Source organism: Pseudomonas sp. FBCC-B1565, assembly GCF_059133265.1.
Genome location: NZ_CP101438.1, coordinates 731,263 through 750,503 on the forward strand (window position 1 = coordinate 731,263; position 19,241 = coordinate 750,503).

The following is a 19,241-nucleotide window of genomic DNA, read 5'->3' on the forward strand; positions in this document are numbered from 1 at the left end:
TCCAAAGGACGTTTAAAAGTTGTAGGTCCAATGGTAAAGATCGTTCCGTTCGGTCTTTTGACTCAGCTCAATGAAAGGGCGATAAGCGCTATTCGGGCAATTCGTACATGTAAATCTTCTCGGCATCCATCTGGTAACCGGCGTCGGCGAGCTCGCTGGTGGACGGTTTGACCTGCATTGCACCCTCGATCCAGTACGGCTGATACAACTCATCAAGCTTCACGCCGATTTCGCTTTTGACATGCACGATCTGGTTCGACGGCGGCGGCGGCACATGGATGCACGCGCCGAAATACGGCACCAGCAAAAACTCGGTGGTGCGGCCGTTTTCACTGACTTCCAGTGGCACGATGTAGCCGGGCAAGCGAATGTGCTGGCCATCGAGCGCTGGCACCACCGGCGCGTTGGGCAGGTCCTGCTTGGCTGCAGGGGCCGATTCCAGGGCATCCGCCATGCTGGAGAGATTGTGCAGGGGTTGCATGTTCGGCACTTCCGGCGGGGCATCCGGCGGTATCAGCTCCGACCAGGTCAGTTCTTTAGGCTCGGCTGCCCAGGCGGGCAGGGCAAGCAGCAGCAACAGTGCAAACAGGACGCGACGCATCAAGGCCTTCCTCATAAACGTATGGACAGGCCGTCGGCCAGGGATTGCCGATAGGCGCGCCACGCGGGCACGCTGCCCATCAACAGCGCGGCGCCCAGGATACCGGCGAGCAGCGTCCATTCATATTCGCTCGGCCACGACATCGGCAGGTCCAGGCCGTAGTTGGCCTGCAGATACCCGCGTGACGCGGCGATGCACACATACAGCAACCCCACGCCGGCGATCACACCGGATAACGCCAGGGCGAAGGCTTCGAAGATCAACAGCGTCGCGATATGCCAGGGCCGTGCACCCACCGAACGCAAGATCGCCATTTCACGGCGGCGTTCGTTGAGGCTGGTGAGGATCGCCGTGAGCATGCCGATCAAGCCGGTGAGCACCACAAACAGCGAGATCACGAACAGCGCTTTTTCGGCGGTGCCCATCATGCTCCACAGCTCTTGCAGCGCCACGCCGGGCAGGATCGCCAGCATCGGCTCGCCACGGAATTCGTTGATCTCCCGTTGCAGGGCAAAGGTGGAAATCTTGTTGTTCAGGCCGAGCATGAACGCGGTGATGGCCTGCGGCGTGAGGTCCATGTTGCGCGCCTGGTCGGCGCTGATGCGGCCTTTGCCCTGGGCCGGCACGCCGTTGTGCCAGTCGATGTGGATCGCTTCCATGCCGCCGAGGCTGATGTGCAAGGTGCGGTCCACCGGGGTGCCGGTGCGCTTGAGAATGCCGACCACGGTGAACGGTTTGTCATCGTGCTTGACCAGGCTGACCACCGCGACGCCATGGGCCAGCACCAGTTTGTCGCCGAGTTTGTAATGCAGCGCATCGGCGACTTCGGCGCCGAGTACCACTTCGAAGGGATCGGTGGCGAAAGCTCGGCCGCTGGCCAGTTCAAGGTTCTGCTTGCGCCCGTATTGGTAGTGCTCGAAGTAGGATTCGTTGGTGCCCATCACGCGGTAGCCGCGGTGCGAATCGCCGAGGGAAATCGGGATCGCCCATTTAACCTGGGGGCTGGCGGCGAAGTGTTCGAAGCTGTCCCAGCGGATGTTATTGGTGGCGTTGCCGATGCGGAACACCGAGTACAGCAGCAGGTTCACCGAACCGGAACGAGCGCCGACGATCAGGTCGGTACCGCTGATGGTGCTGGCAAAACTGTTGCGCGCTTCAACGCGCACGCGTTCCACCGCGAGCAACAAGCAGACTGAAAGCGCGATGGCGAACGCGGTGAGAATCGCGGTAAAGCGGCGGTTAGCCAGGCTGGCCATGGCTAGACGGAACAGATACATCTCAAACCTCTGCGGGCGTAGCGGCGCGATTGAGTTCGGCCAGCGACAGGTTGCGGTCGAACAGCGAGGCCAGGCTCTGGTCGTGGCTGACAAACAACAGACTGGCGCCCGCTTCGCGGCATTCGGCGAACAGCAGTTGCAGGAAAGCTTCGCGGGCGTCGTAGTCCAGGGCCGAGGTGGGCTCGTCGGCGATCACCAACTCCGGCTGACCGATCAGCGCCCGGGCGGCGGCGACACGTTGTTGCTGGCCGATGGACAGTGAGTCGGCGCGGCGTTCCAGCAGGTTTTTGTCTTTCAAACCCAGGTGCGCGAGCAGGGCAGCGGCGGCCTGATCAACGCTGCCATGACGCTGTTTGGCGCGTTGCGCCCGCAGTTTGGAGAAGTGGCAAGGCAACTCGACGTTCTCGCGCACCGACAAGAACGGCAGCAGATTGAACTGTTGGAAGATATAGCCGGTGTGGTCGACGCGAAAACGGTCACGCGCACCGGCCGAGAGTGCGGTCAGCTCCTGGCCGAGCAGGCGGATGCTGCCCTGGCTGGGTTTCTGCACGCCGCCGAGCAAGCCGAGCAGGGTGGTTTTGCCACTGCCGCTGGGGCCCTTGAGAAACAGGGTTTCCCCCGCTTCCAGGCGGAACGCGGGGATATCCAGCAACTGTGGATGACCGGGCCAGTTGAAGCCCAGGCCGGACAGTTCGATCAATGCGTGGGTCATGTGAACTCAGAATTTCAGGGTGGCTGCTGTGGCCGTCGCTTCCACACCTTGTTGGCCGCTCGGGCCGATCAGTTGTACCTGAATTTTCTGGGTGGCGGGGAAGGTCTTGAACACCTGGGTCAGGTCCAAGTTGCTCAGCGCAGTCGGCGTGGCGCAGGTGAACTGGTAGTGGGCGTGGATTTCGCTGTGGTCGTGATGATGCTCGTGGGCGCCGTCTTTGGCGTCATCATCATCGTCGTCATGGTCGGCTTCGGGCTTGTCGCCGAACAGCGGGCTGTTGAGTTCCTGGCTGCTGACCATGCAACCGGCGGCCTTGGGCAGGTTGAACAGCGCTACGGGGTTTTCCAGCTGTTTGCGTGCAGCGGCGACCTTGGCCTTGTCCGCCGGGGTGGTGGCCAGGTGTTCAAAACCCACCAGGTTCATCGCCGGGCTGTCCAGTTCAAGCTCCAGGGCCTGGCCGTCGAGTACCGCGTTGAGGCGGCCTACGCCATGCTCGTGGGCGCCAAGGCTACCGTGTTCATGGTCGTGATCATCATGAGCGTGGGCAACCGCCAATGGCAGCAGGGCAAACGGTAAAGCAAGCAACAGACGGCGCATGAGAGGACTCCAGAACATGAAAGTTTTGTTATGTGATCTTATAACAATGGCGCCAGAGTTTGACCGCCCGCTTGGCGTTGCGCAAGCCGCATGGGAGCATGCTCGTCAGAAAAGTGCAGGAGTGAGGACGATGTTGCGAATTCGTGGAACGGTCGGCGACTTGCCGGTGGATTTGACTCTGGAGCTGGACGACGGCGATTGGGCACGGCTGGGTGCGCAGTTGCAGGCGGCGCCCGCTGCCAGCGCGACCACCGCACCGGCGGCTCCGGTCAAACACAATGATGACCTGTGGCAAGGCGCCCAGGACCTGTTGCGCAAGGCCGGCCAGCTCAGCGGTCTGGAACTGCTTGATCAACTGGAAGGCTTGGCCGGCGATACCTCGGTGGGCAAGCGCCTGTTGGTGCGCCTGCGCCATAGTGCCCAGGTAAAAGTCAGCAGCGGCGGGGATACGCCGCTGTACAGTTGGGTCGGCGATTAATACAACGCGGCAAATAACTTGCGGCGGTACACGCTCGCCAGCGGGTGATCGTTGCCCAGCAATTCGAACACCTGCAGCAAGGTCTTGTGCGGCAGGCCTTCGCTGTAGCTGCGGTTGCGGATGAACAGCTTGAGCAAGCCTTCCAGTGCTGCGTCGTACTGCTGGCGCGCCAATTGCTGGATCGTCAACTGGTAGGCCGCTTCATCGTCCTGCGGGTTTTGCGCCAGGCGGCTTTTCAGGTCGGCGGCGTCCGGCAGGTCGGCCGCTTGGCGCAGGAAAGTGATCTGCGCCTTGGCCCCGGCGAGGGCGGCCTTGTGGTCGTCGCTTTTCACCGCGTCCAGCACGGTCTGGGCCTCGCCCAATTCCCCGCGCTCGGCCAGGCAACGTGCGTACAGGATCAACGCGGCGGCGTTGGTGTTGTCTTCGCCCAACAGCGCGACCAGCACCGCTTCGGCATCGCTGATACGACCTTCGGCAAACAGCGCCTGGGCCTGTTCCAGAGGATCTGCCGCAGCCGGCGGCGGCATCTGCACATGCGGCTCCAGCATCGCCCGCACCGCCGACTCCGGCTGCGCCCCGGCAAACCCGTCCACCGGCTGGCCATCCTTGAACAGCACCACTGTCGGCAGGCTGCGAATACCAAAACGCGCAACGATATCCTGCTCGGCCTCGCAGTCGACCTTGGCCAGCAGCAATTCACCCTGATAACTCTCGGCAATCTGCGCCAGCAGCGGCATCAATGCCTTGCACGGCGCGCACCACTCGGCCCAGAAGTCCACCAGCACGGGTTTTTCGAAGGAGTTCTGGATCACTGCCTGGTCAAAATTGGCGGTAGTGACGTCGAAGATGTACGGCGTGGGCTCACTCATGGGGCGTCTCGAATAAAGCGGGAATGGGGCAACTATAAGGGCTGGCGCCGCGAATGGTACAGGCTCACCTTGCGAAACTCCCAAGGCTCCGCCAGGTCAGGCAGTGTCAGCGCATCAAGGATCTCCAGCCTTTGATAAGCGGGGTGCTGGAAGTCGCGCACGCGCGAATCGGCGACCAGCGCTTCGCGGCCTCGGGTCAGGAACTGGTCCAGCAGCGGCAGGTTCGCGCGGTCGTAGAGTACGTCGGCGACCAGGATCAGGTCGAAGCGATCGGCTTCGGCAAAAAAGTCTGCGGAGTAACCCAGTTCCACACCGTTGAGTTCGGCATTCGCCCGGCAGGCCGCCAGCGCCAGCGGGTCGAGGTCGCAGGCCACCACTTCCAGCGCGCCAGCCTTGATCGCCGCAATCCCGGCAACGCCGGAACCCGCGCCAAAATCCAGCACGCGTTTGCCGGCGACCCACTCAGGGTTCGCCGCCAGGTACCGTGCCAGCGCCAAGCCACTGGCCCAACAAAAACTCCAGTAGGGCGGTTCATGCAGGATGCGCCGGGTTTCTTCGGGGCTGAAGGCGCGGTCCATGTTGTCCGCATCCAGCAACCACAACGACAACTCAGTGCCCGGCAGTGGGCAGGGCACCAATTGCGCGTCGCCGATCAGTTCGCTCAGGGCAACTTGCAGGCCCAGCGGTGGCGTCATGGGGCCTTGACGAGTTGCAGGGGGCCGGTGGTCTGGGTGATCGCCTGGGTGATGCGCACGGCCGGCAGGTGCAGGATCAACTGGCCGGACTGGCTGGCGCGACCACGCAATTCAACCCGGGCACCCGCTGGGAACGCTTCAGGATTGAAGCGCAGGCGGAAGGCCAGGGGCTTGCCGTTACCGGTCAGCACGCTGCTGGCCAGCAATTGTTGCGGGCGCGAACGGTCGTCGATCACCAGCAGCGCCATCTCCACTTCGGCACCGGCCGGAATGTTGGTCAGGCTGCCGCTGATTTCACGTTGATAGGCGGGCAGGGGGCCGAGGTCTTCAATACCGGGGACTTTTTTCTCTTGTGCGGGCGTCGGTTGAGGCGTGGTCGGTTTGGGGGCTTCGCTGCTGCAGGCGACCAGGAAACTGAACAGGCTGAGCAAAACAAGTGGTCGTAACTGCATGTACGGCTCCAGAAAGGACAAAATCCGTGGCTTAAAAAATATGAAACATAATAGTCAGCCTATATACCGTAAAGGCTATGGCTTGTCTTGCCACGGGGATGCGCTACCATGGCCCTCCCATTATTTGTGGCCTGCCCACCATGCACTGTCCCTTCTGCGGTGCCAACGACACCAAGGTCATTGACTCGCGTCTGGTCGCCGAGGGCGATCAAGTCCGTCGCCGGCGCGAATGCCTGGCCTGCGGTGAACGTTTCACCACCTTCGAAACCGCCGAACTGGTATTGCCGCGCCTGATCAAATCCGACGGCAGCCGCCAACCCTTCGACGAAGAAAAACTGCGTGCCGGTATGCAGCGCGCCCTGGAAAAACGCCCGGTGAGTGTCGAGCGGCTGGAGGCGGCGCTGGTGCATATCAAGCACAAGCTGCGTGCCACCGGCGAACGCGAGGTCAAGAGCCTGGTGGTGGGAGAGTTGGTGATGGGTGAGCTGCAAAAGCTCGACGAAGTCGCCTACATCCGTTTCGCCTCAGTGTATCGACGCTTCCAGGACCTCAATGAGTTCCGCGAAGAGATCGACCGCCTGGCCCGGGAGCCTGCCAAAGAATGAACCCACCGTCTGCCGAACAAGCGGTGCTCGACGCCCATTACATGGCCCGCGCCCTGGAACTCGCGCGCAAGGGTTTGTACACCACCCATCCCAATCCGCGTGTGGGCTGCGTGATTGTGCGCGATGGGCAGATTGTCGGCGAAGGCTGGCATGAGCGCACCGGCGAACCCCATGCCGAGCCCAACGCCCTGCGTGCTGCCGGTGAGAAGGCCCGTGGCGCCACGGTGTACGTGACCCTCGAACCCTGCAGCCACCATGGGCGCACGCCGCCGTGCGCGGACGCGTTGGTAACGGCCGGTGTCGCACGTGTGGTGGCCGGTATGCAGGACCCGAACCCCGAAGTGGCCGGGCGCGGCATGCAGCGTTTGGCGCAGGCCGGGATCGAGGTCCTCAGTGGCGTGCTGGAAGCCCAGGCCCGCGCGTTGAATCCGGGGTTTCTCAAGCGCATGGAACACGGCCTGCCCTTCGTGCGGGTCAAGCTGGCGATGAGCCTGGACGGTCGCACCGCCATGGCCAGCGGCGAAAGCCAATGGATCACCGGCCCCGCCGCCCGCGCCGCCGTGCAGCGCCTGCGTGCCGAGGCCAGCGTGGTGCTGACCGGCGCCGACACGGTGCTCGCCGATGGCGCCCGCCTGACCGTGCGCGCCGCCGAACTCGGCCTGGACGAAGCGACCACGGCGCTGGCCATGTCGCGCCCGCCGTTGCGTGTGCTGATCGACGGCCGCCTGCGCGTGCCGCTCAATGCGCCGTTCTTCAAGGCCGGGCCGGCGTTGGTCATCACTTGCGTGACGGCGGAGAACCAGTTCCCTCGTGGTCCCGAATGCCTGGTGGTGCCGGGCGTCGATGGCCAGGTCGATCTACGCTCGGCGCTGGTCGCCTTGGCCGCCCGTGGCGTCAACGAAGTGTTGGTAGAAGCAGGCCCAAGCCTGGCGGGGGCATTTGCCCAGCAAGACCTAGTGGATGAGTACGTGATATTCATCGCCGGCAAATTCCTCGGCTCCGCCGCCCGGCCTTTGCTGGACTGGCCGCTTGAGAGACTGGCCGACGCTCCCCAACTCAAGATCACTGAAATGCGCGCTGTAGGCGACGACTGGCGAGTCACTGCCATCCCGCTTCCACCCGCGAGCGTATAATTCTGACCGGGCGCTCAAGTGCCCGTCCCGTTTTCCAGGAGAAGGCCATGTTCACCGGCATTATCGAATCCATCGGCAGCATCCGCGCCATGACCCCCAAGGGCGGCGACGTGCGCCTGCTGGTTGAAACCGGCAAGTTGGACCTGGGCGACGTCAAGCTGGGCGACAGTATCGCCGTCAGCGGCGTGTGCCTCACCGTCATCGAACTGCCGGGCAACGGCTTTGCTGCCGATGTCAGTCGGGAAACCCTGGACTGCACCGCGATGAACGACCTCAAGGCCGGCAGCCCGGTGAACCTGGAAAAAGCCCTGACCCCGACCACCCGTCTCGGCGGTCACTTGGTCAGCGGCCACGTCGACGGCGTTGGCGAAGTGGTATCGCGCAGCGAAAACGCGCGTGCTGTGGAGTTCCGCATCCGCGCACCCAAAGAGCTGGCCAAGTACATTGCCCATAAAGGCTCGATCACCGTCGATGGCACCAGCCTCACCGTGAACGCTGTGAACGGCGCCGAATTTGAACTGACCATCATTCCCCACACCCTCAGCGAAACCATCATGGCGTCTTACCAGCCAGGTCGCCGGGTGAACCTGGAAGTGGACTTGCTTGCCCGTTACCTGGAGCGCCTGTTGTTGGGCGATAAGGCCGCAGAGCCAGCCGGGAGTAACATCACCGAAAGTTTTCTGGCCGCTAACGGCTACCTGAAATCCTGACCAAGGGGGTGCCGCGTGGCGCTCAATAGCATCGAAGAACTGGTTGAAGACATCCGCCAAGGCAAGATGGTCATCCTGATGGATGACGAAGACCGCGAGAACGAAGGCGACATCATCATGGCCGCCGAGGCCTGCAAGCCTGAGCACATCAACTTCATGGCCAAGCACGCCCGTGGGCTGATCTGCATGCCCATGAGCCGTGAGCGCTGCGAGTTGCTCAAGCTGCCGTTGATGGCGCCGCGCAATGGCTCGGGCTTTGGCACCAAGTTCACCGTATCGATTGAAGCCACTACCGGCGTCACCACCGGGATTTCCGCCGCCGACCGCGCCCGTACGGTACAAGCCGCCGCCGCGAAAGATGCCAAGGCCGAAGACATCGTGAGCCCCGGCCACATCTTCCCGCTGATGGCCCAACCGGGTGGCACCCTGGCCCGTGCCGGCCACACCGAGGCCGCCTGCGACCTGGCGCGCATGGCCGGTTTCGAGCCAAGCGGCGTGATCTGCGAAGTGATGAACGACGACGGCACCATGGCCCGCCGTGCCGAACTCGAAGCCTTTGCCGCCGAACACAACATCAAGGTGGGCACCATTGCCGACCTGATTCACTACCGCATGATCCACGAACGTACCGTTCAGCGGATTGCCGAGCAGCCACTGGACAGCGAACTGGGCCAATTCAATTTGGTGACCTACCGTGATTCGGTGGAAGGCGATGTGCACATGGCCCTGACCCTGGGCAACATCTGCGCCGAAGAGCCGACCCTGGTGCGTGTGCATAACATGGACCCTCTGCGCGACCTGCTGATGGTCAAGCAACCGGGCCGCTGGAGCCTGCGCGCCGCCATGGCTGCGGTCTCCGAGGCAGGCAGCGGTGTAGTGCTGTTGCTCGGTCATCCGCTGGATGGCGATGTGCTGCTGGCGCATATCCGCGAAACGGCGGACCACGCGCCGGTGAAAAAACCGACCACCTACAGCATCGTCGGTGCCGGTTCGCAGATCCTGCGTGACCTGGGCGTGCGCAAAATGCGCCTGATGAGCGCACCGATGAAATTTAATGCGATATCCGGTTTCGACCTGGAAGTAGTAGAATACGTGCCCTCCGAATAAAGGCCGGCGATTTTCGCCCCTTGTTCGCGGTTCAAATATCACTAAGGGACGCGTCATACACGCGTCCCGGCTCTTTAAGAGATTTGTCGAATGACCCTGAAGACCATCGAAGGTACCTTCATCGCCCCCAAAGGCCGCTATGCCCTGGTGGTTGGCCGCTTCAACAGCTTCGTGGTTGAAAGCCTGGTAAGCGGTGCCGTTGACGCCCTGGTTCGCCACGGTGTGAGCGAAAGCGACATCACCATCATCCGTGCCCCTGGCGCCTTCGAAATTCCACTGGTTGCGCAAAAAGTTGCTCAACAGGGTGAATACGCGGCGATCATCGCCCTGGGCGCGGTCATTCGTGGCGGTACTCCGCACTTCGAATACGTGGCTGGCGAATGCACCAAGGGCCTGGCCCAGGTGTCCATGGAGTTCGGCGTACCGGTTGCGTTCGGCGTGCTGACCGTGGATTCCATCGAGCAAGCCATCGAGCGTTCCGGCACCAAGGCCGGCAACAAAGGCGCTGAAGCTGCCCTGTCTGCCCTGGAAATGGTCAGCCTGCTGTCGCAGTTGGAGGCCAAGTGATTTCCGACGAGAGCGACAACTTCAACCCGCGCGAGCCACGTCCAGCCGATGCTGGCAAACCGTCGAAGAACGAGAAGCGCCGCGCTGCTCGTCAGTTGGCGACCCAGGCGCTGTATCAGCGTCACCTGGCGGGCGCGTCGTTGAACGAGATCGAAGCACAGTTTCGCGTCGATAACGATTTCACCTTCGCCGACCTGCCGTACTTCCACGACATCCTGCACGGTGTGCATGCCCACCTGACCGAGATCGACACCGCCCTGGCGCCTTGCCTGGACCTGACCATCGAAGAGCTGGACCCGGTTGAGCTGTGCGTGATGCGCCTGTCGGCCTGGGAGCTGCTGTATCGCGTCGACGTGCCGTACCGCGTGGTGATCAACGAAGGTATCGAACTGGCGAAAGTCTACGGTTCGACCGACGGCCACAAGTTCGTCAACGGCGTGCTCGACAAGCTGGCCCCGCGCCTGCGTGAAGCCGAAGTGAAGGCGTACAAGCGCTGAATCGCGCTTGAAACCTGAATGGGAGAGTTTGAGCTGATCCGCAACTACTTCGCCGCCGCGCCCTGTGCGCAGGGCGGCGAAGGTATAGCCCTGGGGATCGGCGATGACTGCGCCTTGCTGGCGCTCCCCGCTGGGGAGCAGTTGGCAATCTCTACGGATACCTTGGTCGCCGGGGTGCATTTTGCCGACCCCTGTGACCCGTTCCTGCTTGGCCAACGCTCGTTGGCCGTGGCGGTGAGCGACCTGGCGGCCATGGGCGCCAACCCCCTCGCATTTACCCTTGCCTTGACCACACCAACCGTCGATGCCGATTGGCTGCAACGCTATGCCCAGGGTTTGAACCTCATGGCGCAACGCTGCGGCGTGGGCCTGGTGGGCGGCGATACCACCCGTGGCCCTCTGAGCCTGACCCTGACGGTGTTTGGTCGTGTACCGGCCGGGCAAGCCTTGACCCGCAGCGGTGCGCAGCCGGGTGACCTGCTGTGTGTCGGCGGCGAATTGGGCAATGCCGCCGGTGCCTTGCCACTGGTATTGGGCCAGCGCAGCGCCGACGCAGCCATCGCCGAGCCGTTGTTGGCTCATTACTGGTCGCCGCAGCCGCAGTTGGCCCTGGGGCTGGTGCTGCGTGGCAAGGCGACGTCTGCGATGGATATTTCCGACGGACTCCTGGCCGATTGCGGGCATATCGCGATGGCGTCAAAGGTCAGCCTGTTGATCGAGCGCGAGCAGTTGCCATTGTCCCAGGCGCTGCTGGCGTTTGTTGGCGATGATGCAGCACGCGTGGCGGCCCTGAGTGGGGGGGATGACTACGTGCTGGCGTTCACCCTGCCATCCGCCGAACTGGCGCCGTTGCTGGCCGATAGTTGGCCGATCCATGTGATCGGCCGGGTCGAGGCAGGGCAGGGCGTAACGTTGCTCGATGGCAGCGGGCAGGACATCACGCCGGCCATCCGTGGTTATCAGCATTTTCGCGAGGCGCCCTGAATCGGCGACCTGCGCTACCCTCTATAGCGTTATCAAGGATGCAAGGCCCTGTAGGAGGTCGTCACCATGGATGTGCGCCGCTGGCTGCTGATAATGCTGTGTGCCTTTACGGGCGTGGTCCAGGCGCAGGACGTGCCTGGCAAGATCATGCTGGCCAGTGAGGAGTGGAACGACTACACCAACAAAGACGGCACGGGCCTGGCCTGGGACGTGTTGCGTCAGGTCTTCGAGCCCGCCGGCATCAAATTGCAGACCCGCTCCGTGCCCTACACCCGCTCGGTCGGCCTGGCCCAGCGCGGCGAGGTGGATGGCTGGGTCGGTTCCTACCGCGATGAAGCCAAAGGCGTGTTGTACCCCCACTGGAACTTCGATTCCGACCACATCTACGCCCTCGGGCTGGCCAGCACGCCGGCGCCGACGGCGGCTACGCTGGGCAATTACCGCCTGGCCTGGGTGCGTGGCTACAAGTACGAGGAATACTTGCCCAATGTGCACCGTTTCAACCAGGTCGAGCGTCGCGACGGCATTTTGCCGATGCTGCAACACGGCCGTGCGGACTTCTATATAGATGCGTTGACCGAGGCCAAGTACGTGCTCAACCAGGCCGATGATCCCTCGAAGTTCACGCTGACGCCGATTGCCGAACTGCCGTTGTACATCGGGTTTGCCGATAACGAGCGGGGCCGGGGCTTGATGGCGGTCTTTGACCAGCGCATGGCGGCCCTGGTGAAAAGCGGTGAGTTAAAGCCGATATTCGAGCGCTGGAAACAACCCTATCCGTTCTGACCTGCATAGAACCAGGATGAAGGCCAATCGAACCCATTGATCTTTATCAGCGATAATTCAGCTTAAGCGTCTGTAGGAACCTGCTGTTACAATAGCCGCCTCTGTAAAAACTGAAATCAGGAGCACACGGTGCCCGTCGTTTTCGTCGCCGCTTCCAAGCTGCCTACCCCTTTTGCCACGTTCACCATGAACGGCTTCCTCGAAGAAGCCACCGGGCGCGAGCATGTCGTGCTCAGCCTGGGCGATATCGCCGATGGCGCGCCGGTGCTTGGCCGGGTGCACTCCGAATGCCTGACCGGTGATGCGTTGTTCAGCCAGCGTTGCGACTGCGGTTCGCAACTGGAAGCCGCCATGCGCGCGATCGCCCGTGAGGGCCGTGGCGTGCTGCTGTACCTGCGCCAGGAAGGTCGTGGCATTGGCCTGATGAACAAGATCCGCGCCTACGAGTTGCAAGATGGTGGCGCCGATACCGTCGAGGCCAACGAGCGCCTGGGCTTTGCCGCCGACCAGCGTGACTACGCGATCTGCCTGCCGATGCTTGAACACCTGGGCGTCAAATCCCTGCGCCTGATGACCAACAACCCGCGCAAGGTCAAAGCCTTGACCGAGATGGGCATCACCGTGGCCGAGCGTGTGCCACTGCACACCGGGCACAACCCGCATAACAAACTCTACCTGGCCACCAAGGCCAGCAAGCTCGACCACATGATGGGCAACGAGCACCAGGGCGAGGTCGACCGCGCGTGACCCGAGGCCAGGTGAAACGGCGACTGTCCTTCAATTGGTGGCAGTACCTGGCCCTGGCGCTGCTCCCCCTGTTTGTGCTCAACCTGGTGTTCGGCCAGGCCGAATCCTTGCTCCCGGTGCTGGCCATGCCGTTCTTCATTGCCGGTGTGGCCTCGATGTTCCTCAGCCTGCGCTACTTCAACGGCTATAAACACGCGTTGATCGCCACCTCCAAAGCCCTCGATACCCCCGAAGAACCCGCTGCCTGGATCACCCTGGCGGCCCGTCGGCGCACGGCGTTGCTGGTTGCGGCCGTACCGGCCTGGATCGGCGCGTTGTCGGTCTTCGTCGGGTTGGAAGCGGTACCGCTGTTCCTGTTGGCGCTGTCGACCGTGGTGCTGTTCTACCTCTACCGCATTCCCCGCCAACTGGGATGATTCGTCACTGGCTGGCAGTGTTGCTGGTATTCAGTGCCCAGGCGCTGGCGGCCGAGCGTGTGGTGAGCCTGGCGCCGTCCCTCTCTGAAATCGTGGTCGAACTGGGCGCAGCCGATATGCTGGTCGGCGTGCTCGACGGCGGCGAACGCCCGGCAGTGTTGGTGCAAGTGACATCAGTGGGGCAATACGGTCAGTTGGACATGGAGCGCCTGCTCAGCCTCAAGCCCGACCTGATCCTGCTGTGGCCCGGCAGTGTCGGCCCGGCCCAGCGTGAGCAGTTACAGCGCCTGAATATCCCGGTGTACGTCGCCGAACCCCATAGCCTTGAACAGCTCACCACCCAGGTCCAGGCCATTGCCGAGCAATTGGGTCGCGCTGACGCGGGTCGACAGTTGGCCGCGCAGTTGCGCCAACGCCTGGCCGAGCTGCGTCAGCGCTATCAGCGCGCCGAGCCATTGCGCGTGTTTTACCAGGTATGGAATCAGCCGCTGTACACCGTGGGTGGCGGGCAGATCATCAGCGATGCGTTAAGGGTGTGCGGCGCGCGCAATGTGTTTGATGATCTCAAGCTGCCGGCGCCGCAGGTGAGCATCGAGTCGGTGTTGCAGCGTGATCCGGAGATGATTCTGGTGGGCGACCAGGCGCAGAAGGACGCCTGGAAGGTCTGGCCGACGATGGCTGAGCGGGTACGGCTGGTGCCGGATAAAGGCCTGGAGCGGCCCAGCGGGCAGATGCTGGAAGCCGTGGCCCGACTGTGTGAAGTGATCGCGCCCGGCTAGAGGTCCGGCGTCCAGGTCACGCCAAGCATCAGCGCCCGGCCTTCTTCCCGGTAGCCATATTGCTGGCCCTGGTACTGATACAGCGCCCGGCTGTAGGCTTTGTCCAGCAGGTTGTCGAGCTTCATGTTCAGTGTGACTTCATGGTTCAGCGTCCAACTGGCGCGCAGCCCGAGCAATCCATAGCCACCCAACGGTTGTTGGTTCTTCGTATCGTCGTAGCTGCTGCTGACCGCTTGCCAGCTGGCGCCGACGCCGAATTGGTCGAATTGGCGATCCAGGTCCAGGCTCACGGTGCGCCTGGCGCGACGCGCCAACGTACGTCCGGAATCACGGTCTCGTGGATCAATTATTGTCAGCCCCAGGTTGCCTTGCCAGCCGAACAGCTCTTGCTTGAGCGCGGCTTCGAAGCCGTTGATGCGCGCTGAGCTGACGTTTTGCGGGCCGTCGCTGTCGAACACGATCGCATCCTGGATGTCGGTGCGGTACAACGAAGCTTCCAGACGGCTGGTGTCGCTGAGTTGGCTACGCCATTGCACTTCGTAGCTTTTCGAGGTTTCGGGCTTCAGGTTCGGGTTGCTGTTCTTGAAGCCGTACTCGTCCGGGTAATACAGGTCATTGAATGTCGGGGCACGGAAGCCCTCGCTGTAGCTCAATAGCAGGTCGTTGTCCGGGTTGACCGGCAAGGTCAGGGTGCCGCTCCAGCTGTTCTGCCCGCCAAACTGCTGGTTCTGGTCACGCCGCAGGCCCAGCTCGGTGGAAAACCCTTCGCCATGGAAGCGATGCTGCACAAAGGCCGCACGGTTCCAGCGGTTGTTTTCAGTGAGGGTGGTGGAGCCGTGGAAGCGGTCTTCGTACCAGTCACCGCCGAGAATCAGGCTGTTCTGCTCATTCAGCGTCAGGTCGTTCTGCCAGTTGACCGAGTCGCGGTAAGTGTTGAACACGCTGAAGTCATCACTGAGGGTGTCGCGCTTGGTGTCGCGGTTCTCGCTATGGCCCAGTTCCAGGCGCGATTGCCAGCGCTCGTTGAGCGTGGCGTCGACATAGCCGCTGGCGCTGCTCACGGTGTAATCGGTGTAGGGTTTTTGCCCCACTGTTTGCCCGGTGGCGACGTCGTAGCGGCCGAAGCTGTTGTCGTATTCCGACTTGCCCCGGTTATCCAACAGGTTGAACCCCACCTCCAGCGCATCGCTGAACGAATGGCTGAGGTTCAGGCTGAGGGACTGGTTGCGGTAGGCATCATGGTCGCCATCGCTGGGGAACGAGGTGTGCGTCGAGTTGATACCGGCGGTTTCATCCAGGCTCGCGCCAAGGTTGAAACGCGTGTACTCATCGCCGCCGGAGAGGCCGAGGCTGCGCTCCCAGGTCTTATTACTGCCAAACCCGAGCTTCAGACGTGGTTGCAGGCCCTGCCCGGCATTGCGCCGGGTGAACACCTGGATCACCCCGCCAATCGCATCGCTGCCGTAGATCACCGAACGTGAGCCGCGCAGTACTTCGACCCGCTCGATCTGGTCGACGTTCAGATATTGCAGGCCGCTGTCGCCGGAGGTGGTATTGGCAATGCGCTGGCCGTCCACCAACACCAGGCTTTGTGCGGATTTTGTGCCACGTATATAGACCCCGGGCAAGCTGCCACGGCCACCGGTGGGCGCTATTTGCATGCCGGGCACACGGCTTAGCAGGTCGGTGAGGCTGGTGGGTTGCAGGCGGTCGATGTCGTCGCGGGTGAACACGGTGTTGGCGGCGCTGCTGTCGTTGCGCGCCTGGACCTGGCGGTTGGCGCTGATGACCACGTTGGGGAGCTTCAGCGCGTCGTCGCGGGTGTCGGCGAGTAGTTCGGGGGATGTTAGCAGTAACAGGGGCAAGCTGAGGCTAAGGTGTTTCATGGGCTGTCCATGGCATTTGAAGATGGCGCAAATCAAATGTGGGAGGGGGCTTGCCCCCGATGGCGTCGTGTCAGTCAGCATAATTTTGACTGAGCCACCGCTATCAGGGGCAAGCCCCCTCCCACCTTTTGATCCGGTTTCTACAGGCCGAGCAACGCCATGCGCTCGCGCACCGATGCCTCAATGCCGGCCTCGTCCAACCCACACTCCGCCAGCATCTGCGCCGGTTTGGCATGTTCGACGTACGCATCCGGCAAGCCTAGGTGCAGCACCGACTTGAGGATATTCTCCCGCGCCAGGAACTCGCTGACCGCCGCACCGGCGCCACCCATGATTGCGTTTTCTTCAACGGTCACCAGCAGCTCATGGTTGCCGGCAATCTCGCGCACCAGGGCTTCATCCAGGGGTTTGACGAAGCGCATGTCGACCACAGTGGCGTCGATCTTCTCGGCGACTTTCAGTGCTTCGGCCAATTGCACGCCGAACACCAGGAAGGCGGCCTTGCTGCCTTGGCGACGCACGATGCCCTTGCCGACCTCGATAGGCTCAAGGTCCTTTTCGATCACTGCATTCGGGCCATTGCCGCGCGGGTAGCGCACGGCGGCCGGGCCGTTGTACAGGTGGCCTGTGCTGAGCATCTTGCGCAGTTCGTTTTCATCACTCGGCGTCATCACCAGCATGCCGGGGATGCAACGCAGGTAGGACAGGTCGAAGCTGCCGGCGTGGGTCGGACCGTCTTCGCCCACCAGGCCGGCGCGGTCGATGGCGAACAGCACGTCGAGGTTCTGCACCGCCACGTCATGCACCAACTGGTCGTAGCCGCGCTGCAGGAAGGTGGAGTAGATCGCCACGACCGGCTTGGCACCTTCACACGCCATGCCGGCGGCAAACGTGACCGCGTGCTGCTCGGCAATCGCCACGTCGAAGTAGCGCAGCGGGAAACGCTCGCTGAACGCCACCAGGTCGGAGCCTTCCTTCATCGCCGGGGTAATGCCCACCAGGCGCGGGTCGGCGGCGGCCATGTCGCACAGCCATTCGCCGAACACACCGGAGTACTTCGGCCCGCTGGCCTTTTTCGGCGCGGCGGCAGGAGCGTCCAGGGGTTCCAGCTTGGTGATGGCGTGATAGCCGATCGGGTCGACTTCCGCCGGGGCGAAGCCTTTGCCTTTCTTGGTGACGATATGCAGGAACTGCGGGCCCTTGAGGTCGCGCATGTTGCGCAGCGTGGCGATCAGGGTCGGCAGATCGTGGCCGTCGATGGGGCCGATGTAGTTCCAGCCCAGTTCTTCGAACAGCGTGCCGGGCACCAGCATGCCCTTGGCATATTCTTCGGTGCGCCGGGCAATTTCCCACGCGCCGGGCAGACGCGAGAGCACCTTCTTGCTGCCTTCACGCATGCTGGCGTAGGTGCGGCTGGAGAGGATCTTGGCCAGGTAGTTCGACAGGCCGCCGACGTTACGCGAGATCGACATGTCATTGTCGTTGAGGATCACCAGCATGTTGGCGTCCACTTCAGGCGCATGGTTCAGCGCTTCGAAGGCCATGCCGGCGGTCAGCGCGCCATCACCGATCACGGCAATTGCCTTGCGGTCGCTGCCTTGCAGGCGGGCGGCAATCGCCATGCCCAGCGCTGCACTGATGGAGGTGCTGGAGTGGCCGACGCCAAAGGTGTCGTACTCGCTCTCGGCGCGGCGCGGAAAAGCGGCAATGCCGTCCTTCTGGCGCAGGGTGCCCATTTGCTCGCGGCGGCCCGTGAGGATTTTATGCGGATACGCCTGATGGCCCACGTCCCACACCAGCCGGTCGTCCGGGGTGTCGAACACGTAATGCAGGGCGATGGTCAGCTCGATGACGCCCAGGCCAGCACCAAAATGCCCACCGGTCTGGCCGACCGTGTAGAGCAATTCCAGGCGCAACTCATCGGCCAGGGTTTCCAGCTCGGCTTCACCGAGTCGACGCAGGCCGGCCGGCGTGACAGCACGGTCGAGCAGGGGCGTGGACGGGCGCTTGCGGGGAATCTCTTGAAACGTCGTGGGCATCAGGCGAATCGTTATAGGTATAGAAGAGGCGGCAGTTTACCTCAAGCATCGCAAACTGCCCACGCAGAGCGCCGAACTTGGCCGATATGCGGCCCTAAAGGCCGCCGTTATCAGTGCCGGCGTTCGACGATATACCGCGCCAAGTCACGCAGTGGCTCGGCCGCCGCGTCGAAAGGTCGCAGGGCATCCAGGGCCTGGTCGCGCAGTTCCAGGGCATAGGCCTTGGCGGCTTCCAGCCCGAGCAGCGCAGGATAAGTCGGTTTGTCCCGTGCGATATCGGCGCCTTGGCGTTTGCCCAGGGTGGCGGTGTCACTTTCGACGTCGAGAATGTCGTCCTGCACTTGGAAGGCCAGGCCGATGGCCCGCGCGTAGGTCTTCAGCGCGGCCAACTGAGCGGCGTCGGCCCGCCCGCTGGCAAGTGCTCCCAGGTGTACGGCGGCTTCGATCAGGGCACCGGTCTTGTGGCGGTGCATGTATTCCAGCGCCTGTTGATCAAGCTTCTGGCCGACCGAGCCGAGGTCGATGGCCTGGCCGCCGACCATGCCGGCCGGGCCTGCCGCCACGGCCAGGGCGGTGACCATGCGCAAACGGATCTCGGCATTCACGCTGCTCAATGCCGGGTCCAGCAGTGCGCTGAACGCCAGGCTTTGCAGGCCGTCACCGGCGAGGATCGCGCAGGCTTCATCGAAGGCTTTGTGGGTGGTGGGCTGACCGCGACGCAGATCGTCGTCGTCCATCGCCGGCAAATCGTCATGCACCAGGGAGTAGGCGTGGATCAACTCCACCGCACAGGCCGCGCCGTTGGCCTGTTCGGCGCTTGCGCCCAAGGCTTCGCAGGCGGCATAGGCCAGCAACGGACGCACGCGCTTGCCGCCATTCATCACGCTGTAGCGCATGGCTTCATAAAGACGCTTGAGTTCGGGGCTTGGCGCAACAAACAAGGGTTCCAGCGCCGCATTCACCCGGGCTTGGCTACTGGCCTGATACGCGTCGATCATTCGGGCTGTTCCGCATCGAAAGGTTCTTCGGCCAACTCCCCGTCACGTTCCAGCAACACCTGCACCTTCTGCTCCGCCTGCGCCAGGGCGCTCTGGCAGTCACGGGTCAGGCCGATGCCTTGCTCAAACGCCGTCAGCGAGTCTTCCAGCGACAACTCGCCGTTCTCCAGCCGCTCGACCAGGGATTGCAGGTCGGCGAGGGATTGTTCGAAATCGAGTGCAACTTTTTTGCGGGCCATGGCGGCTATTCCGGTAGACGGTAAACCGGCGGGACACTAGCAGACATGGGGATTCTGGGCAAATGAG

The 19,241-nt window shown here is 62.8% G+C and carries 23 protein-coding genes; 12 read left to right on the forward strand and 11 right to left on the reverse strand.

Features of this window, described 5'->3' with window-relative positions; genetic code table 11:
- Positions 1–88 precede the first annotated feature (88 nt).
- From NL123_RS03430 to NL123_RS03445, 4 genes are read right to left on the reverse strand one after another with little or no spacing between them, the layout of a single operon-like run.
- A complete protein-coding gene (locus NL123_RS03430) occupies positions 89–601 on the reverse strand; it encodes a DUF3299 domain-containing protein (protein WP_248484905.1) in 513 nt (170 codons plus the stop codon).
- Between the two features lie 11 nt (positions 602–612).
- Positions 613–1,878 (reverse strand): ABC transporter permease, encoded by a 1,266-nt coding sequence (locus NL123_RS03435; RefSeq protein ID WP_058424578.1) that lies wholly within the window; start codon positions 1,876–1,878, stop codon positions 613–615.
- A 1-nt stretch (position 1,879) separates the two neighbouring features.
- Entirely contained in the window at positions 1,880–2,590 is a 711-nt protein-coding gene (locus NL123_RS03440; RefSeq protein ID WP_494357207.1) for an ABC transporter ATP-binding protein, read from the reverse strand.
- Between the two features lie 6 nt (positions 2,591–2,596).
- Positions 2,597–3,187, reverse strand: coding sequence for a DUF2796 domain-containing protein (locus tag NL123_RS03445; RefSeq protein ID WP_494357208.1), 591 nt, complete (start codon positions 3,185–3,187; stop codon positions 2,597–2,599).
- A 130-nt stretch (positions 3,188–3,317) separates the two neighbouring features.
- Between NL123_RS03445 and NL123_RS03450 the strand changes: the two genes are divergently transcribed.
- Complete coding sequence (locus NL123_RS03450; protein ID WP_248484899.1) at positions 3,318–3,665, forward strand: hypothetical protein; 348 nt, start codon at positions 3,318–3,320, stop codon at positions 3,663–3,665.
- Here the strand turns inward: NL123_RS03450 and trxA are convergent.
- Genes trxA through NL123_RS03465 form a run of 3 tightly spaced genes read right to left on the reverse strand, consistent with a single transcriptional unit; the run spans position 3,662 to position 5,681 of the window.
- Entirely contained in the window at positions 3,662–4,534 is an 873-nt protein-coding gene (gene trxA / locus NL123_RS03455; RefSeq protein ID WP_248484896.1) for a thioredoxin, read from the reverse strand. The two genes, NL123_RS03450 and trxA, sit on opposite strands and share 4 nt — an antisense overlap.
- A 32-nt stretch (positions 4,535–4,566) precedes the next feature.
- A complete protein-coding gene (locus NL123_RS03460) occupies positions 4,567–5,229 on the reverse strand; it encodes a class I SAM-dependent methyltransferase (RefSeq protein WP_248484893.1) in 663 nt (220 codons plus the stop codon).
- Positions 5,226–5,681, reverse strand: a complete 456-nt coding sequence (locus tag NL123_RS03465; RefSeq protein ID WP_494357209.1) for a YbaY family lipoprotein — start codon at positions 5,679–5,681, stop codon at positions 5,226–5,228. Before NL123_RS03465 ends, NL123_RS03460 begins: the two co-directional genes overlap by 4 nt.
- Positions 5,682–5,821: 140 nt before the next feature.
- On the opposite strand from NL123_RS03465, the gene nrdR reads away from it, so the two are divergent.
- From nrdR to NL123_RS03520, 11 genes are all read left to right on the forward strand, one after another.
- The gene (nrdR, locus tag NL123_RS03470) at positions 5,822–6,286 is read left to right on the forward strand and encodes a transcriptional regulator NrdR (protein ID WP_010206843.1); all 465 of its coding nucleotides are present in this window, start codon (positions 5,822–5,824) and stop codon (positions 6,284–6,286) included.
- Entirely contained in the window at positions 6,283–7,419 is a 1,137-nt protein-coding gene (gene ribD / locus NL123_RS03475; RefSeq protein ID WP_248484892.1) for a bifunctional diaminohydroxyphosphoribosylaminopyrimidine deaminase/5-amino-6-(5-phosphoribosylamino)uracil reductase RibD, read from the forward strand. The genes nrdR and ribD overlap by 4 nt, the downstream gene beginning before the upstream one ends.
- A gap of 47 nt (positions 7,420–7,466) precedes the next feature.
- Complete coding sequence (locus tag NL123_RS03480; RefSeq protein ID WP_058424587.1) at positions 7,467–8,129, forward strand: riboflavin synthase; 663 nt, start codon at positions 7,467–7,469, stop codon at positions 8,127–8,129.
- 15 nt (positions 8,130–8,144) lie between these two features.
- Positions 8,145–9,236, forward strand: coding sequence for a bifunctional 3,4-dihydroxy-2-butanone-4-phosphate synthase/GTP cyclohydrolase II (gene ribBA / locus NL123_RS03485; RefSeq protein ID WP_494357210.1), 1,092 nt, complete (start codon positions 8,145–8,147; stop codon positions 9,234–9,236).
- A 90-nt stretch (positions 9,237–9,326) separates the two neighbouring features.
- Positions 9,327–9,803 carry a 6,7-dimethyl-8-ribityllumazine synthase gene (ribH, locus tag NL123_RS03490; RefSeq protein WP_003176356.1) on the forward strand — a complete coding sequence of 159 codons (477 nt, stop codon included), beginning with the start codon at positions 9,327–9,329 and terminating at the stop codon, positions 9,801–9,803.
- Complete coding sequence (nusB, locus tag NL123_RS03495) at positions 9,800–10,300, forward strand: transcription antitermination factor NusB (RefSeq protein WP_010206836.1); 501 nt, start codon at positions 9,800–9,802, stop codon at positions 10,298–10,300. The genes ribH and nusB overlap by 4 nt, the downstream gene beginning before the upstream one ends.
- 18 nt (positions 10,301–10,318) lie before the next feature.
- Positions 10,319–11,284, forward strand: coding sequence for a thiamine-phosphate kinase (gene thiL, locus NL123_RS03500; protein ID WP_494357211.1), 966 nt, complete (start codon positions 10,319–10,321; stop codon positions 11,282–11,284).
- 66 nt (positions 11,285–11,350) lie between these two features.
- Positions 11,351–12,070 carry a substrate-binding periplasmic protein gene (locus tag NL123_RS03505; protein WP_248484886.1) on the forward strand — a complete coding sequence of 240 codons (720 nt, stop codon included), beginning with the start codon at positions 11,351–11,353 and terminating at the stop codon, positions 12,068–12,070.
- A gap of 129 nt (positions 12,071–12,199) precedes the next feature.
- Positions 12,200–12,817 (forward strand): GTP cyclohydrolase II, encoded by a 618-nt coding sequence (gene ribA / locus NL123_RS03510; RefSeq protein WP_016978544.1) that lies wholly within the window; start codon positions 12,200–12,202, stop codon positions 12,815–12,817.
- Positions 12,814–13,233: a nuclear FMR1 interacting 1 family protein gene (locus NL123_RS03515; RefSeq protein WP_071493707.1), complete on the forward strand. Its 420-nt coding sequence runs from the start codon at positions 12,814–12,816 to the stop codon at positions 13,231–13,233. The genes ribA and NL123_RS03515 overlap by 4 nt, the downstream gene beginning before the upstream one ends.
- Positions 13,230–14,012 carry a cobalamin-binding protein gene (locus NL123_RS03520; RefSeq protein ID WP_494357212.1) on the forward strand — a complete coding sequence of 261 codons (783 nt, stop codon included), beginning with the start codon at positions 13,230–13,232 and terminating at the stop codon, positions 14,010–14,012. Before NL123_RS03515 ends, NL123_RS03520 begins: the two co-directional genes overlap by 4 nt.
- Here the strand turns inward: NL123_RS03520 and NL123_RS03525 are convergent.
- The 4 genes from NL123_RS03525 to NL123_RS03540 all read right to left on the reverse strand — a co-directional run bounded on the left by NL123_RS03525 (position 14,009) and on the right by NL123_RS03540 (position 19,174).
- On the reverse strand, positions 14,009–15,898 hold the full coding sequence (locus NL123_RS03525) for a TonB-dependent receptor domain-containing protein (protein ID WP_494357213.1): 1,890 nt from the start codon (positions 15,896–15,898) through the stop codon (positions 14,009–14,011). The two genes, NL123_RS03520 and NL123_RS03525, sit on opposite strands and share 4 nt — an antisense overlap.
- A gap of 140 nt (positions 15,899–16,038) precedes the next feature.
- The gene (dxs, locus tag NL123_RS03530; RefSeq protein ID WP_494357214.1) at positions 16,039–17,937 is read right to left on the reverse strand and encodes a 1-deoxy-D-xylulose-5-phosphate synthase; all 1,899 of its coding nucleotides are present in this window, start codon (positions 17,935–17,937) and stop codon (positions 16,039–16,041) included.
- 110 nt (positions 17,938–18,047) lie between these two features.
- Positions 18,048–18,935, reverse strand: coding sequence for a (2E,6E)-farnesyl diphosphate synthase (gene ispA, locus NL123_RS03535; protein WP_248484877.1), 888 nt, complete (start codon positions 18,933–18,935; stop codon positions 18,048–18,050).
- The gene (locus NL123_RS03540; protein ID WP_248484875.1) at positions 18,932–19,174 is read right to left on the reverse strand and encodes an exodeoxyribonuclease VII small subunit; all 243 of its coding nucleotides are present in this window, start codon (positions 19,172–19,174) and stop codon (positions 18,932–18,934) included. Before NL123_RS03540 ends, ispA begins: the two co-directional genes overlap by 4 nt.
- Positions 19,175–19,241 lie beyond the last annotated feature (67 nt).